Source organism: Rufibacter tibetensis (genome assembly GCF_001310085.1).
In the GTDB taxonomy this organism is placed as follows: domain Bacteria; phylum Bacteroidota; class Bacteroidia; order Cytophagales; family Hymenobacteraceae; genus Nibribacter; species Nibribacter tibetensis.
Genome location: NZ_CP012643.1, coordinates 761,863 through 777,728, shown reverse-complemented (window position 1 = coordinate 777,728; position 15,866 = coordinate 761,863). Strand labels below are relative to the sequence as shown.

The following is a 15,866-nucleotide window of genomic DNA, read 5'->3' as shown; positions in this document are numbered from 1 at the left end:
CCGTTAAAAAGGAAGATACTAAATTAAAGGAATGAGTTGGTTTCATTCATTCAAGCACTCATTCTCTCATTCACTCCATACATATGTTAGATTCAACAAAGTTTTTAACCCCCCGTCAGATTGTAGCCGAGTTAGATAAATACATCATTGGGCAGCAAGACGCCAAAAAGAACGTAGCCATTGCCTTGCGGAACCGCTGGCGCCGAATGCACGCGGCCCCTGAGATGCAAAAGGAGATTGTGCCCAATAACATTCTCATGATCGGTGCCACTGGCGTTGGTAAAACCGAGATTGCCCGTCGTTTGGCCAGCATTGCGGATGCTCCCTTCATCAAAGTGGAAGCCTCTAAGTTCACTGAAGTAGGCTACGTAGGCCGTGATGTGGAAAGCATGGTGCGTGACCTGGCAGAGCAGGCCGTGAACATGGTGAAGACCCGCAAAAAAGAAGACGTAAAACAGCAGGCCGCTTTGATGGTGGAGGAAGTCATCTTAGATGCTCTGATTCCGCCCATCAACCAGCCGGGCAACAGAGACGGCATCTTGGGCTTCGGGAACAGCAACAACAATACGTCTTCTTCAGACATGCCAGATTCAGACCAGGAGCTGAATGAGCGTACGCGAGAGCGGTTCAGACAGAAAATCCGGAACGGTGAACTGGAAGACCGCAAGATTGATATCAAGATCTCGCAGCACCCTTCATCTGGTGTAGGCGTGGTGGGGCCGGGCATGGACGAGATGTCTATGATGAACATCCAGGAGATGATTGGCAACATGATGCCCAAAAAGACGAAGAAGCGCAAAGTGACCATTGCCGAAGCGCGCAAAATCTTGTTAGAGGAAGAGGCCGCCAAACTCATTGACATGGACGAAGTCAAAGAAGAAGCCATCCAGAAAGCCGAGAACGCCGGTATTATCTTTATTGACGAGATTGACAAAGTAGCCAGTGCCAGCGGCAAAGGCAGCGGTGGGCCAGACGTGAGCCGCGAAGGCGTGCAGCGCGACCTGCTTCCTATTGTAGAAGGCAGTACTGTGAATACCAAATACGGTGTCATTAAAACCGACCATATTCTGTTCATTGCCGCCGGCGCGTTCCACGTGGCCAAGCCGTCTGATCTGATTCCTGAGTTACAGGGCCGTTTCCCGATCAGAGTGGAACTGCAGAGCCTGAGCAAAGATGATTTCTACCAGATTTTGAAGTACCCTAAAAATGCCCTTACTAAGCAGTACGAAGAACTTCTTCGGTCTGAGGGCGTGGAGCTTTCCTTCACTGACGAAGCCTTGGAGAAACTGGCTGAGATTTCGTTTGAAGTGAATGCCGAAGTAGAGAACATTGGGGCCCGCCGCCTGCAAACGGTTATGAGCCGCCTGCTCAACGACATCCTGTTTGACGTGCCAGACACCATTCCGGTGAACGCCCACTTAATGATCACGCCAGAACTGGTAGAAGAACGCCTTCGGGACATGGTGAAGAACCGCGACTTAAGCCAGTATATTCTTTGAGTAATTAGAAATTAAAAATTAGGAATCAAAAATTGAAAGAGCTGCTGCCGAAAGGTGGTGGCTCTTTTTTTTAATCCTTAGATTTTGTTTCTGCTGTGTTTTGTGGAAATAGGTTGAAAGTATCATCAAATGATTAATATCTATATTCAGCTGGTTTGAAACAGATAATACACTAAAGTGAAAAGCAGAAAACACCTGAATTTTCCAAATAAAGAAGAATATGTCACCATCTTATTGGTGATAGGGATTGTCATTGGTTATTTATTTGGGGCTAGGCCTACTTTCACTACAGAACAGAGTTACCTTCGGGCTTTTCAGAAGGAAATCAAAGATTGTGGTGCAGCTGAGAAATTGGCGCTGAAGGAGGTGGAGCAAGGTGAACTTCAACTTATTGTAATGTCTGGGTTTGACAGTGATACAGCAGGTATGCCTTATGCTTTTTACCAAAAACTATCAAAGGAGTATGGAGTGAAGCTCGTCTATCTTTACAATTGTGTGCCGATGTTAGGCCAGGAGTGTTACAATGAACAGATGTACTTGGCAATCAATAATAAATTTGGTAGGGAGCACATCTCTAAACTGTATGAAACACTTCACGTAGCTCACTATGGACCTAGATAGACTAAATCTTTCAGTCATTCCAGATTTCTAATTCTTATCCCATAATTGAATAGCATGAACAACTACATCATCACCGGTGCTAGCCGGGGTTTGGGAAAAGCCCTCGCCGAGGCCTTGTTAGAAGACGAGCAGAACTGCGTAGTGGGCGTATCCCGCAACAGCACCATCACACATGACCGGTACCGGCACCAGCAGCTGGACTTTTCAGACATTGCGGGAGTAGAGCATAACCTGCACAAAGTATTTTCTCCGTTTGATGATGCGCAGAAAATAGTTCTGGTGAACAACGCCGGGGTAATTGGTGAGATTGGCTACGTAGGGCAAAGCAAGAACGAACATTTTGAGTTTGTCTTTGACGTGAATGTGATTGTGCCCGCCATGCTCATGAACATGTTCCTGCAAAGCTTTCAGCACCGGCAGAACTGCGAGAAGATGATTGTGAACATTAGCTCAGGAGCGGGGCAGCGGGCCAAAGACGGTTGGGCGGCCTATTGCGCTTCTAAAGCGGCCTTAGACATGCTCTCGCAAACGGCGCAACTGGAGCAGGAACAGTTGGGAACCGGCGTGCGGGTTTTCTCTCTGTCGCCGGGCCTGATTGACACCGAGATGCAGGAACAAATCAGGGAGTCAGATGCGGCGCAGTTCAGTAGCGTGCAGCAGTTCCGGGACTACAAAGCGAATGGTGCGTTGGTGTCTCCGGAGGAAGTAGCGCAGAAAGTCATCCAACTAATGGAGAAACCCAGCCTGGCACGCGGAGTAGTGTGTTCGGTACGGGATTTTTGAAATGCGTTTTAAGACGGTATTTCAGAAATCAAGCCGTAAACAGAACTGGTTGTGGGGGGAGCGGTTTTTTTGCTCTACTTTTGCAGTTCTGTTTATAAACCATCGTCATGACTGCTTTTAAAAAACTGATATTATTCTGCTTTTTCCTGTACCTGCCGTTCCAATCCATGGGGTGGGGCATGATCGGGCACCGCATTGTAGGCGAAATAGCCGACCGTCATATTTCTTCCAAAGCCAGAAAGAACATCAGGAAAATTTTGGGCAATGAGTCTATTGCCATAGCCAGCAACTGGGCCGACTTCATCAAGTCTGATCCGGCTTTCAATTACCTGGACAACTGGCACTACATCAACCTTAAAGAAGGATTGAGCCAGAGCGAGGTAGAGACCCATTTAAAGCAAGATACCACTACTAATGCGTATACTCGCATCAATTACCTGGTGGCGCAACTGAAGAAGAAGGACCTTCCGCAGGAGCAGAAGGTGATGAACCTGCGCCTGCTTATCCACTTCATCGGCGATGTACACCAACCTATGCACGTAGGCCGTCCAGAAGACCTAGGAGGTAACCGCATTAGGGTGGAGTGGTTCAACAACCCTTCTAACCTGCACCGCGTTTGGGACTCGCAGTTGATTGAATACCAGCAACTGAGTTATACCGAGTATGCCACAGCCATCAATTTTGCTTCTAAAGACCAGGTGAAAACGTGGCAAAAGCAACTGGCGCCGATTTGGTTTTTTGAGTCATACCAGATTGCCCAGCAGTTGTACAAAGGCATCTCTAAGCCAGAAGAGAAACTAAGCTATCGCTACAACTTTGATTACGTGCAGACCTTAAACGAGCAGCTCCTGAAAGGAGGCGTGCGCTTGGCCGGTGTACTGAATGAGATCTTCGGATAACCGGAACCTATCTTTCAAGCCTTATTTTCTAAAACAGCATCAAAAAGGCGGACACTCTTGTTAGAAGAGTGTCCGCCTTTTTTGATAGGTACTTGAACCGTGATTAAGGTTTAATTTTCAAAGCCCTAAGCTCATCATCTAACTTTTTATTCCAGGTTTCTTGAGCAGCTGAGTTCATGCCGTGACGGGTTTCTCCATCATACTGTTTCTGCAGTCTGTCCATTTCCCACAACGCCTCAAGATACTGGTATTTGATGATACTCTCGTAATCTTCCAAAGTCAGTTTCTCAGGCCTGATTCGCTGTTTGTAGTGCTCAGCCACCAGTTTTACAATATCAAAATGACGCTGTTCATGGTTGAGGGTATACTCGTTTTTGGAGGTAGGTAGCACCTTTGAGAGATTCCGGAGGATGTAAGGTTTGGTAGATACCCTAATGTGAATCACGCCATTTTGCACCGTAGACTGGATGTCATTGGAAAGTCCTGGAAAGACAGAAGCTGCGAAACTGCCCGAGATTCTGGAACCACCCTGAAAATCGCTCCAGTTTAATGGGCGGGCTGGGTCATAGAACAAGGTGTCATCGTCCTGGTGCACTTTATAATCTTCAAAATACACTTTGATTTCCCGGGTCAGTTTCTCATTGTAAGGTGCTTCCTTTTCAACCCAAATAGTAAGGTAGCGCAAAGACTCAGACAAGGTCTTCCTGAGCGTAGGCTCCACCACTGATAGGTTATTACCCGGACGGGCATACCGCGCCCCGCTCTTATAATCAAACAAGTGGAGCCTCTTGCCTTCCCGCTGGACCTCAAAAGCCGCTGAGATCTGAATCTGTCCTTCTGATCGTCCGCCCGAGGCTTGTTTCTCAGTTACCTGGTAGTCTTTCAGCCGCATGATAATGGGCCGACCTTTGGGGTTATGTGAGAAGCTTTCCTTGATGTATTTCTTAATAGCCGTTACGCTGCCGCCCTGGAAGTCTACGGGTTTGGTTACTGCCATGGAGTTAAGCCCGGTGACCAATACGCCCATCGCGTTAGGGGACTGGCGCTCGTCAATGACATCGGCTATGTAAAACTCATTTGTCTGGAAAGGCAGTTGCTCTGATTTGAGGACCAAAGTCTCCTGCTTTGACGCGGGTTGCCCGGCCCCACCCATCATCAGGAGCAGGAAAAGGGACATAACCAGGATGGAAAGCCTGTTGCTCATCGTGGGTAAATTTTTTGCCCTTTGGAAAAAAAAGCCAAAGTTTGCAGGTTCATATCTAAAATCGTGAGGATCTGCTACTTTAAAATTGAGTAGCTCTGTTTTGTGAACATGCAGGCAAGTTGAACGGTTCAACCACCAGGCAAAAGCAGGATCTTGAAGTACAGTTCAGCAGCGTTCAATTGTTTTAAAGAAATTGCATTATAAAAGTTAAAAGAAAGCCTCTAAAGGTTTAAGGTTGATTTCTGGAATATGGGCTTTACAAGTAAAAGAGAACGCCTTTCCGCAATGGTTGCGAAAAGGCGTTCTCTTTTACTTGTAAAGCCCTTAAAACTATGCCTGCATTAAGAAGGCTTTGATGTAATCATCTATATCGCCGTCCAACACATTCTGCACATCGGTGCGCTCTACGCCGGTTCTGATGTCTTTGATGAGCTTATAAGGGTGCAGCACGTAGTTCCTTATCTGGGAGCCGAAGTCGATGCGTTTTTTGGTACTCTCCACTTTGTCCCGCTCCTCGTTGCGCTTGTTTATCTCAATCTGGTAGAGCTGCGATTTCAACATCCTGATCGCGTGCTCCTTGTTCATGAGCTGCGAGCGCTCAATCTGCACCGCAATGGTAATGCCTGTGGGTTTGTGCTTCAGGCGAACGGCGGTTTCCACCTTGTTCACGTTCTGCCCACCGGCTCCACCCGCGCGGTACGTGTCCCATTCAATGTCGCCAGGGTTTACCGTGATCTCAATAGTGTCATCTACTACCGGGTAAGCAAACACCGAGGCAAAGGACGTATGGCGTCTTCCGCCGGAGTCAAAAGGGGAGATACGCACGAGGCGGTGTACCCCAATCTCAGCTTTCAAGTAGCCGTAGGCAAAATCCCCGTCAAACTGCAATGTTGCGGATTTGATACCGGCACCTTCACCCGGTTGGAAGTCTATTTGTTTTACGGAGTAACCTTTGCGCTCGCCCCACATGAGGTACATGCGGTACAGCATCTCGGCCCAGTCCTGGCTTTCTGTACCACCCGCTCCGGAGTTTACTTCCAGCACCGCACCCAGTTGGTCTTCCTCGTTGCTGAGCATCCGCTTGAACTCAAGTCCTTCCACGGTTGCCTCGGCGGCTTTGAACTCAGCATTAATGTCTTCTTCAGACACGTCACCTTCCTTGTAGAAGTCGAAAAGCACCTCTACATCCTCCACCGCTTTGTTGGTCTTCTCGAAGTCGTCGGTCCAGGTTTTCAGGCTTTTGGCCTCTTTCAAAACTGTTTCGGCTTTTTTGGGATCATCCCAGAAATCTGGGGCGGTAGACTGTGCCTCAATGGCGTTTATCTGTTCTCTCTTGGTATCGTAGTCAAAGATACCTCCTCAACGCCTCTACGCGGCCTTTCAATTCTTTTACTTGTTCTTGGGTCATTGTGAATTAAATATGTACAAATGTACGCTTAATTAAAGCATGCATCTATTGTAATACTTCTGACTTAAGATCGAAAAAGAATTTCTCGTTAACATCTTTTTCAAATTTCTTTAACTGGGAAACATGAATGAAGTTGTCTTTGATTTCTTTTAAAGGAATAACATAAAGACTCTTGGGTGAAGCTGCCTCTCCGTCAATCCCTACTGTCATGAATACAGGAATCCCTTTCTCTGTTTCAAACTTCTTATATCGTGCCAGTTGAGCATTAGATGCCACTTCAACACCATTCCTATAGAAGTTTTGCTTCCATTTGCATTCCACCGCAAACTGTTTCTTTTCGTCTTTTAAGTTAAGTTCAAGAGTCATATCTGGGTTTAGAGTTGTTTCAGCATACAACCCATTGACGTATTTGTCCCCTTCCCACTCTTTTATAGAAAAGTACTTCCTGTTGAACTTTTGGATGATAAACTTTTCAAAATCATCACCTTTTCTCTTGCTTTCATCATCCAGGTTGCCCTGTGTCTTTCTTTTTGCTTCTGACGCAACTTTAGATTCCGAGTTTTTAGCAAGTGCTACTACTGGAGTAATGATTGATGCTGTAGCTTCTTCTTGGATAGAAACTTTAGTTGGCAGGCTCGCTTTTTCAGTGGAAATTGCTACTTCTTGGATATCTTCTTCTACAGTACTATCTCCTAGTGTTGTCCTTTTATCTTGAAGACGGGTTTCAACAAAAGATATCTTTGTATTCTCGTTTGCTGCAATGACTTTGGAGCCATTTTCCTGTGACCTCATGTAAATGAAAATTCCTGCAGTAAGTAAAAATACACCAAATAGCATCAATGCAATTCCAGTCATTCTGTTCATGATTAGTTAATGTATTCTATATAATTTTATATTTTAACTATGAATATCAAATATATAAAAGAAAAATAGGAATTTCCAAGTATTACCTTGAAAATTCCTATCTAATATAGTGTATATAAATATTACATCACCGGCACTACCCATCCATGCGGATCAGGTGACAAGCCGTAGCGGATGTTATCTAATTCAGTAGCGATTTTATTGGAAAGAGTGCGATCTGCCACCGGTGGTAGCATCATTTCCTCACCTCTGAAGGTAATAGACTTGATATGCGCAATGGTTGCGGCAGTACCGGTTCCGAAGGCATCTTCCAGTTTGCCGGCCTGGTAAGCATCAGCGATCTCCTGTACTTTGATGCGTCTTTCCTCTACAGGAACGCCCCAGTCACGGGCTAGTTGCAACACGCTGTCGCGGGTGATACCAGCCAGAATGGAGGAACTTAACGCTGGAGTCACCAAGGTGCCGTCAATTACGAACATCACGTTCATGGTGCCGGATTCCTCAATGTAGTTGTGCTCGCGGCCGTCAGTCCAAATGATTTGGTGGTAGCCTTCTTCGTGGGCTAGTTTGGCGGGCAGTAAAGAGCCACCGTAGTTCCCCGCTGCTTTCGCGAAACCAAATCCGCCTTCTACGGCACGGGTGTAATGCTCTTCTATTTTTACGCGTACCGGCTCGGCGTAGTATCCGCTGGCAGGGCTGCAGAAGATGATGAATTTATATTCTGTGGCGGGGCGAACGCCCAATAATCCTTCAGACCCGAACATGAACGGACGGATGTACAGGGAATAACCCGGGCGCTGAGGAACCCAATCTGCATCTAAAGCCACTAACTGCTTAAGACCATCCATAAAAATCTCTTCGGGGATCTCTGGCATGCACAACCGAGCGGCTGATTTGTTCATTCTGGCCCAGTTGTCCAAAGGGCGGAAGAGCACCACTTTGCCTTCCTGCGTTTTATAGGCTTTCATTCCTTCAAACATGGCCTGACCGTAGTGCAGCGCAGCCGTAGCCGGACTCACTTCAATGGGGCCATAAGGAACAATACGAGGCTGTTGCCAGGCGCCATCCTTGAAATCTACCTCTAACATGTGGTCCGCGAATACTTTCCCGAACTGCAGGTTTTCAAGGTCAAGATCAGCTAATTGACTGGCTGTGGTAACAGTGGTATGGATAGTTGAGGATTCTGTTTGCATAGGTTTGATGATAAGGGTAAGTAGTATACGAAATTCTAAAGGTTCTGAATAAAAAAAGCCTCACATACGAGGCTTCCAAGTTATTTCTTTTACTCCTAATTCAAAACTCATGGCGCGGCAGAGCACAAAGAGAAAGTCTGACAAGCGGTTGAGGTATTGCACGACTAAGTCATCTACGTAAGACTCTTCCTGTAGCGCAATCACCAGGCGTTCAGCACGGCGGCAAACGGTGCGGGCCACGTGACAAAAGGAAACGGCCTGATGACCTCCCGGTAAAATGAAGTTACGCAGGGGGGGCAATTGCTCATCGAGCAGGTCCATTTGTTCTTCCAGCAACTGGATGTCACTTAGGTGCAAATCAGGGGTTTGTACTTTGCCTTCCTTTACGGGATCAGTGGCGAGGGTAGAGCCAATGGTAAACAACCGGTCCTGTATCTCGGAGAAAAGCTGCTGGCGGTTCTGGTTTACTTCCTGGTCACGCACCACGCCAAGAAAAGAGTTCAACTCATCTACGGTGCCGTACGCTTCAATGCGAAGGTGTGATTTCTTAACGCGGGTACCGCCAATGAGGGAAGTTTCGCCTTTATCGCCGGTTTTGGTGTATATTTTCATTCAGGGGTATTCAATGCGGCCGCCTTCATGGCTGGAACCGTGATGTTCTGGTTCAATTCATCAGACTCTATCAAACCATCGCGCAGGCGCACAATGCGGTGGGCGTAATGGGCGATGTCATCTTCGTGGGTTACCATAATAATGGTGTTGCCTTTGGCGTGGAGGGCCTCAAACAAACCCATGATCTCGTAGGAGGTTTTGGTGTCCAGGTTACCAGTAGGCTCATCGGCTAAGATAATACTTGGATCATTCACCAGGGCGCGGGCGATGGCCACGCGTTGGCGCTGACCACCCGAAAGCTCGTTGGGTTTGTGTTGGGCCCGTGAGCCAAGGCCTACGCTGTTCAACGCTTCCATGGCCCGCTCATTTCTTTCTGTTTTACCATAGCCCGCGTAAATCAAAGGCAAGGCCACGTTGTCTAACGAAGAAGAACGGGGAAGCAGGTTGAACGTCTGAAACACGAAGCCAATTTCTTTGTTACGGACTGTGGCCAGCTCATTGTCCACCATGTTGCTGACGTCGTTTCCATTCAGGATATAGGTGCCCGAGGTAGGAGTATCCAAACAACCCACAATGTTCATGAGCGTGGATTTGCCGGAACCGGACGGACCCATGAACGCCACATATTCACCTTTCTTTATCTCAATGGAAATAGACCTCAGGGCGTGAATGGTTTCATTCCCCATCTGGTACATCTTAGAGATATTCTCGGTTTTGATGATAGTGCTCATACGGCTAGTTTTATTGCCATTCCTGCAGAAGCGCTTCGCTGGCCTGCAATTTGGGCTCTATTTCTTTTCTAAAAGTAAGGTATTCCTGAGGACTTACCAAAGGCTCCAGCTGTTCTAATCCCTGCAGGGCATACTCCCGAAGCCCCTGATCCAGGGCCACATTCACGTAGGCTTTGCGTAGCACCACCGAAGACGGGTTGTACCCGATGGCTTCTAAAAGCAAGTTATACGCCCGCATAGGTTGCTTCTGGCTGATGAAGAAATCGGCGGCAGCCAAGTGCCCCGCTTCAAACCATGGTGCCCGTTGCAGGAGCTGGTTGAATAGATTAGTCGCTGCTTTCGGGTTTTTATTACGCTGGGCCACCAAAGCCTGGTAGTAAAGCTTAGCCCCGGCATCTTGTGGCGTAAAATACAGGCTAGGTAATTGAGTGCTCAGTTCCTGTACTTGCCCGGTTCTCCACCACAATTCAGCTTGCAGTAGATTGGCTTGTGATTTAAGGCTGTTTTTAGGAAAACTAGCCGGAAAATGCAGGCGCAACAGATTACCCGCTGTGGTGGCGTTTCCTTCCTGTATGTACCGTTCCACCAAAGACAATGCAGCGACGGGTGCCAAGGCTTGGGTGGTGATGCCATTCGCCACATTTTCCAATTGGTCCAATGGCAGGGTAGCGGCCTTTAATTGCAGAAACTGAACCTTTAAAGAATCTGGGGCATTGACAGCCTGCTCAGGAGACATCTGCGTGACAATAGCCAATTGGGTAGCCGCTTTCCGTTGGGCGGGATCGGGGAAGTCAGAAGCGCCTAAAGCAATCTGGGTTGCCTCTCCATAATTACCCGCCAAAGCATTGGCCACCACTGCGTGCAAGTGCGCATCACGGTAGCCCGCCTGCCGGGCTTTTTGGAAATACTCTGCCGCAAGTGGGTATAGTTTGCCCTGCATCATCCATTGTCCCAGAATGTCAAAGTAATAGCCCGCGGCTCCTCCGCTGTTGGTAGCCAGGAACTCTAAAGTGGCTTTCGCCTGTGCGGGTTTTGGCAGGGAATGACTGCCCTGATGAAGCTGCAAAGCTTTAATTAAAGTCAAATCATCCAGGAAAGGCTGGTTTTCCTCCTGCCGAAGCAAGGTGTTCAGGGTAGCAAAGGTAGTGGTGCTGTCCTTCGGGTTACCCGGGAAAAGCTGGCGGTTATAGAAACTGGCGAAGGTTTGCGTAGTGAGGCTGCTGTCCTGCGGCAAAGGCGGAATGTTCTGCGGTTTAGGAGCCCCTAACGCCAGAGAAATGGCCATCCGGTTTGTAACCAAAGGACCATAAGTACCTTCCTGATACCGCTGCGAGAATTCTTTAGCCTGCTGCGGAAATTTATGGCTGGCCAAAAACGCTAATTGGTTTGCCTGGATTACCTCAGGTTCTTCACTCTGCGCCAAGGCCGCGTCTAAATAAAAGCCTGCCGAGTCTGAAAAGGCCGTGGTCCCATACAATAGGCCAAGGTTGTTCAGTAGTGGTGCATGGGTGGGAAAAGTTTTGACAGCCTCCTGCAATACCTTTATATGGTCAAAAAGGTCAGAAGAAGAAGTGAACAAATTCTCCAGACGTAGATACCCTTCCGGCGAAGGTCTCCGTTCCAGGGCTTCCTGCAAGCGGTGCATCTCCAGGGTTCGGCTACCGGCCTGGTGGTACATGTCGGCCAGAGAAAAGCTGGAACGCAGGTTGTTGCGTGACTGAATGCTGGCCTCGTTGTAGAACTGCTCTGCTAACAAAGGTTTCTCTTCAGTCTGACGGTACAGATCGCCTAAGTAGTTGAAGTATCCAGCCTGTTGCTGAAAATACATAGCATACTGGCTCCGGACCAGCATAATCACCAACAATACCGTACCCATGAGGTACACCGTAAAATAAGGCAATTGACGCGGATCATAGACTACTTTATATACCCGCAGCTTCTGCTTGATCAGCGGACCGAAGTTCACCAGCACATAAATAAAGAAGGCTACTCCGTAGGCAAGATGGGTGAGGATGACGGCATTCCGGTAGGCTTGTACCAAAGGATCGTTTGCCAGCATGAGGGCGTAGCCCAGGTTCAGGAATGTAAGTAGAGCCAATACCAGGTACAACGGTGCCGCCTCGGTTTCAAAACTAAAGAAGCGCGTGTATTGTCCTTGCCGCTGTTTCAGTCCCCAAAGTCCTACTAACGTAGAGCAAAGGAAAACCAGCAGGGCATCTAAACCTGTGAAGTCAAACTGAATCATGCCCGTCTGGCGCAGGTACAAAAGCAACAAGTTGCCCAGGTACAGCACACTGATCAGCACAAATTGCACCAGCCCGAACCTGCGCTGGGGTTGCTGGGCCTGCGTGTTGAACCATAGTAAGCCGTGCAGGTTCTCATACGCCACCACTACCATGAACAGTACCGACGCCACAAAGCTGGCCAGCGTACTGTAGTTGACCACGTGTAGGGCCGTAAGCGGACCTGGCAGGGGAGAGAAGTGGAACAGCGCTAAACTCAAAAGCAGCATTAATAGCCCGAAGAACAGGAAACGCCCCAAAAAAGAAACCCTTGTCCAGAAAGCCTGAAACAGGAAACTACCTGCGCCTAAAGTACCCAGCGCAGTCAACAGCAAGATTCGGCTTGTTTCTGAGAAAATGCCCAGTAAATCCAGGTTTAGCGTGGAAAGCCAAAGCATGCCCAACAACACGGCCGCGTAATACGGAATTCGTTTTAAGGTGCTGGCCAGCGTCCAGAAGAAGGTAAGAGCTACGGCCAAGCCCACAAAGTAGGTCCAGGTGGCCCAGAGCGGAAGCTGCATGGGGCCAATGACGTAGCGCTCTGTCACCAGATAAGCATTTACTTCCACGCGCATAGGCGTGAGCAGGGGAGACGAAGGGTTCAGATGGGCTTCAGCAGGGAACAACTCCGCCTGTTTCTCCAGCGGAAAAACGGTTTGTTGGCCATGCAAAAAGCCGTAAACCCCAAAGGCCACGGCTGTCAGCACCAAAAGAACTAAAAGAAAGTACAGAAAACGGCGGCCAGGTTCCACCAATGGCCAGAAAGGGAAAAGCTTCATTCAGGCTTACTCCAGAACTTTAGGAACTCTGAAATAATCTGAGTCTTTGCGCGGGGCCAGGCGCAAAGCGTCTTCGTGGCGTACCGTGTTCTGGGCGATATCTTCGCGCATTACGTTCAATTCCTCAGAAATATGGATCAGGGGTTCTACGTTTTGGGTATCCAGCTGGCGCAGTTGGTCTACCCAATCCAGGATGTTGTTCAGGTCTTTGAGCATCTCCTGCTCTTTGGTTTCGTCAAATTCAAGCCGGGCTAAGTGCGCCAGCTGTCGTAGGGTTTCTATGTTCGTGCTCATGATTCTTTTGGTCTAACGTCTCTTGAATAATGTTGAAGGTTTGGCTTTTCAGGAATTCTAAATCCTTCAAAGTCATACCTTGGGTGGAGATAGGGCGGTGAATGATCATCTCCAAAGAATGATACCGGATAATAAGCTTTCCCTTTACATCTGGTAAAAACAGGTGGTTGTACGGCATGGTGATAGGTACAATAGGAACCTGTTTTTCAATAGCCAGCTTAAACGGACCGTCTTTAAACGGCAATAATTTACTTCCTGATTCCGGTGAAATCTTGCCTTCCGGGAAGATAACTACGCTTCGACCAGCTTCTAGGCTTTGTTTACTGGCAATGTACGCTTTGGCACTACTGATTGGGCTGTCGCGGTCCACTGAAATGTACAGGGCGTCGTAGATTTTTCCCCATAACGGCACTTTGGTCAGGGATTTCTTTCCTACAAAGTTAAGGAACCCCGGCACAGCCGCCAAGATCATGGGAATGTCAATATACGAGCTGTGGTTAGGGGCAAAAACGTATTTCTGGTTTGGGTCTAACTGCTCCACTCCTTTTACCGTCACTGGCATCAGGTACATGCGCAACTGAAACTTAGACCAAAGGCGGTTAAGCATGTGGGCGTGCCTGTACCGGCTGGGCTTTGAGATCAGCACCCTGAACAGGGGGTACGAGGTGAGAAACGGTAATACAAACCAGGCAGTACACCATACTGAATACGCCTTCTTGCCGATTCCTTTAAACCTGTTCATCTTTCCCAAAATTACGAATTATTAAGAAAAGCACCACACGTGCGCACCGTCCACCTCTTTTTAACCTGTTTCCAGAAAAGATGCTCTAAAACGGCAACGCGGCATGAGTTGACTTAGTGCCACTTACCCGCGTTTATTTAGGTCTACGCGTTAAAAGGATCTTCTCGGCTTTAAGTAAACCGGCAATACTGATGGCATCGGTGATTTCGCTGTCCATGGCCATGCGCACCGCCTCATGCAGGGGCAACTTCCAGATCTTCAGGTCTTCTGTTTCCTCGAACTCGGTTTCACCGGCGGTCAGGTCCTCCGCCAGAAAGATAAAGCCTTCCTCATCGGTCACGGAGTTGGAGGTGTGAATGCGGCCAATGTTGGTCCACTCAGCGGCTGTAAAACCGGTTTCTTCTTTCAACTCACGTTTCGCAGATTCCAGCGGGTCTATTCCAATCGGTCCACCACCCATGGGGATCTCCCAGGAGTATTCATTCACTGTGTACCGGTACTGTCCTACCAACCAGGTATTGCCCTCGTCATCAATGGGAATAATGCCGATGGCTTTGTTTTTCATGGAAACCACACCGTAAATGCCTCTGCCTCCGCCCGGGTTAATCACCTGCTCTTCGCGTACGCTTATCCAGGGATTGCTGTAAATAGGAGTAGACTCAAGGGTAGTCCAGGGGTTCTCTAGGGAGTGCTGCGGTTTTTCGATGCTCATGGAATCTTGCGTTAAGTACCGGGAAGGAAGCTTGGTTTTAGGGTTGTTATTCTGATTTCAACCCCAAAATAGCTTTTTGTTTAGTATCAGGGAAAGAAAGCGTGATTATACCTGCGTGCGTACTGCCTCTGCGGCTTGAAGGTAAACTTCTTCGTACATAGGCACGATTCTGCTTATCTCAAACTCTTTGGCACGGGCCAAGGCGTTGGTTTTGAAGGTAGGAAGCTGGTCGTCCTGCAGCAGGAACAAGGTGTTTTTGACCATGTCTTTCACGTCGCCTACGTCGCTCACAAAGCCGGTTACTCCGTGCACGTTCAGCTCTGGCAACCCCCCGGCATTGGAGGAAATAACGGGAACCTCGCAAGCCATCGCCTCCAATGCAGCCAAACCGAAGCTTTCTTTTTCAGAAGGCATCAGGAAAACATCGGCAATAGAAAGCAATTCTTCCACGGCCTCCAGCTTGCCCAAAAAGCGTACATCTGAGCAGATGCCCAATTTACGGCACAAGTTCTCCATTTTAGGGCGTTCCGGTCCGTCACCTACCAATAGCAGCTTGCTGGGTACCTGTTCCCTAACCTTTGAGAAAATCTTGATGACATCACCAATACGTTTCACCGCCCTGAAGTTAGACGTGTGCACCAGTAGTTTTTCGCCGGACGGCGCAATGGCAGACTTGAAGTGCTCCTTGCGTTGCTTCTGGAAACGCTCCAAGTTGATGAAATTGGGGATTACTACAATTTCCTTCTCAATAGGGAAGTACTCATAGGTTTCCTTGCGCAGGTCCTCAGACACCGAGGTGACTGCATCTGACTGGTTGATACTGAACGTCACTACCGGCTCATAGGAAGCGTCTTTGCCCACCAGCGTGATGTCTGTGCCGTGTAGCGTAGTAATCACCGGGATCTGGATGCCTTTAGTGAGCAGGATCTGCTTGGCCATGAACGCCGCCGAGGCATGCGGGATGGCATAGTGCACGTGCAACACGTCTAAGTGCTCAAACTGCACAATGTCTACCATCTTGCTGGCCAAGGCCAGTTCATACGGCGGATACTGGAAAAGCGGGTAATTGGGGATGTTAACCTCGTGGTAGAACAGGTTCTCGTTGAAATGGTCCAAGCGCGCAGGTTGGCTGTAGGTGATGAAATGCACCTTATGCCCTTTCTGCGCCAGGGCCTTCCCTAATTCGGTGGCAACCACACCGCTACCGCCAAATGTTGGGTAGCATACAATTCCAATCTTCATG

15 protein-coding genes are annotated in these 15,866 nt (G+C 48.4%); 4 read left to right on the top strand and 11 right to left on the bottom strand.

The annotated features are described in order from the left end of the window. Positions 1-83 precede the first annotated feature (83 nt). The 4 genes from hslU (at position 84) to DC20_RS02915 (ending at position 3,802) form a co-directional block, all read left to right on the top strand. A complete protein-coding gene (gene hslU, locus DC20_RS02930) occupies positions 84-1,499 on the top strand; it encodes an ATP-dependent protease ATPase subunit HslU (protein ID WP_062542462.1) in 1,416 nt (471 codons plus the stop codon). A gap of 177 nt (positions 1,500-1,676) precedes the next feature. Next, positions 1,677-2,120, top strand: coding sequence for a hypothetical protein (locus DC20_RS02925; protein WP_062542461.1), 444 nt, complete (start codon positions 1,677-1,679; stop codon positions 2,118-2,120). Positions 2,121-2,174: 54 nt separating this feature from the next. After that, positions 2,175-2,903 (top strand): SDR family NAD(P)-dependent oxidoreductase, encoded by a 729-nt coding sequence (locus DC20_RS02920; protein WP_062542460.1) that lies wholly within the window; start codon positions 2,175-2,177, stop codon positions 2,901-2,903. A 107-nt stretch (positions 2,904-3,010) separates the two neighbouring features. Next, positions 3,011-3,802, top strand: a complete 792-nt coding sequence (locus tag DC20_RS02915) for a S1/P1 nuclease (protein ID WP_062542459.1) — start codon at positions 3,011-3,013, stop codon at positions 3,800-3,802. Between the two features lie 103 nt (positions 3,803-3,905). Here DC20_RS02915 and DC20_RS02910 read toward each other — a convergent pair whose 3' ends face one another. The 11 genes from DC20_RS02910 to bshA all read right to left on the bottom strand — a co-directional run bounded on the left by DC20_RS02910 (position 3,906) and on the right by bshA (position 15,865). After that, on the bottom strand, positions 3,906-5,006 hold the full coding sequence (locus tag DC20_RS02910; protein WP_062542458.1) for a hypothetical protein: 1,101 nt from the start codon (positions 5,004-5,006) through the stop codon (positions 3,906-3,908). 330 nt (positions 5,007-5,336) lie between these two features. Next, positions 5,337-6,414, bottom strand: a protein-coding gene (gene prfB / locus DC20_RS02905; protein ID WP_157593030.1) for a peptide chain release factor 2 whose coding sequence is annotated in 2 segments (ribosomal slippage) — positions 5,337-6,353 and positions 6,355-6,414 — 1,077 coding nt in all. Because the reading frame shifts where the segments join, the coding sequence is not laid out codon by codon here. Between the two features lie 45 nt (positions 6,415-6,459). Beyond that, positions 6,460-7,269, bottom strand: coding sequence for a hypothetical protein (locus DC20_RS02900; RefSeq protein ID WP_157593029.1), 810 nt, complete (start codon positions 7,267-7,269; stop codon positions 6,460-6,462). 131 nt (positions 7,270-7,400) lie between these two features. Further along, entirely contained in the window at positions 7,401-8,471 is a 1,071-nt protein-coding gene (locus DC20_RS02895) for a branched-chain amino acid aminotransferase (protein WP_062542455.1), read from the bottom strand. A gap of 60 nt (positions 8,472-8,531) precedes the next feature. Continuing rightward, a complete protein-coding gene (locus DC20_RS02890) occupies positions 8,532-9,083 on the bottom strand; it encodes a cob(I)yrinic acid a,c-diamide adenosyltransferase (RefSeq protein ID WP_062542454.1) in 552 nt (183 codons plus the stop codon). Then, on the bottom strand, positions 9,080-9,814 hold the full coding sequence (locus tag DC20_RS02885) for an ABC transporter ATP-binding protein (protein WP_062542453.1): 735 nt from the start codon (positions 9,812-9,814) through the stop codon (positions 9,080-9,082). The genes DC20_RS02890 and DC20_RS02885 overlap by 4 nt, the downstream gene beginning before the upstream one ends. Positions 9,815-9,824: 10 nt before the next feature. After that, entirely contained in the window at positions 9,825-12,875 is a 3,051-nt protein-coding gene (locus tag DC20_RS02880) for a tetratricopeptide repeat protein (RefSeq protein ID WP_062542452.1), read from the bottom strand. A gap of 6 nt (positions 12,876-12,881) precedes the next feature. After that, entirely contained in the window at positions 12,882-13,169 is a 288-nt protein-coding gene (gene gatC / locus DC20_RS02875) for an Asp-tRNA(Asn)/Glu-tRNA(Gln) amidotransferase subunit GatC (RefSeq protein WP_062542451.1), read from the bottom strand. Continuing rightward, entirely contained in the window at positions 13,117-13,911 is a 795-nt protein-coding gene (locus DC20_RS02870) for a lysophospholipid acyltransferase family protein (RefSeq protein ID WP_071885363.1), read from the bottom strand. Before DC20_RS02870 ends, gatC begins: the two co-directional genes overlap by 53 nt. A gap of 133 nt (positions 13,912-14,044) precedes the next feature. Beyond that, positions 14,045-14,623: an NUDIX domain-containing protein gene (locus DC20_RS02865; RefSeq protein ID WP_062542450.1), complete on the bottom strand. Its 579-nt coding sequence runs from the start codon at positions 14,621-14,623 to the stop codon at positions 14,045-14,047. A gap of 105 nt (positions 14,624-14,728) precedes the next feature. Further along, the gene (gene bshA, locus DC20_RS02860) at positions 14,729-15,865 is read right to left on the bottom strand and encodes an N-acetyl-alpha-D-glucosaminyl L-malate synthase BshA (protein ID WP_062542449.1); all 1,137 of its coding nucleotides are present in this window, start codon (positions 15,863-15,865) and stop codon (positions 14,729-14,731) included. Position 15,866: the final 1 nt, after the last annotated feature.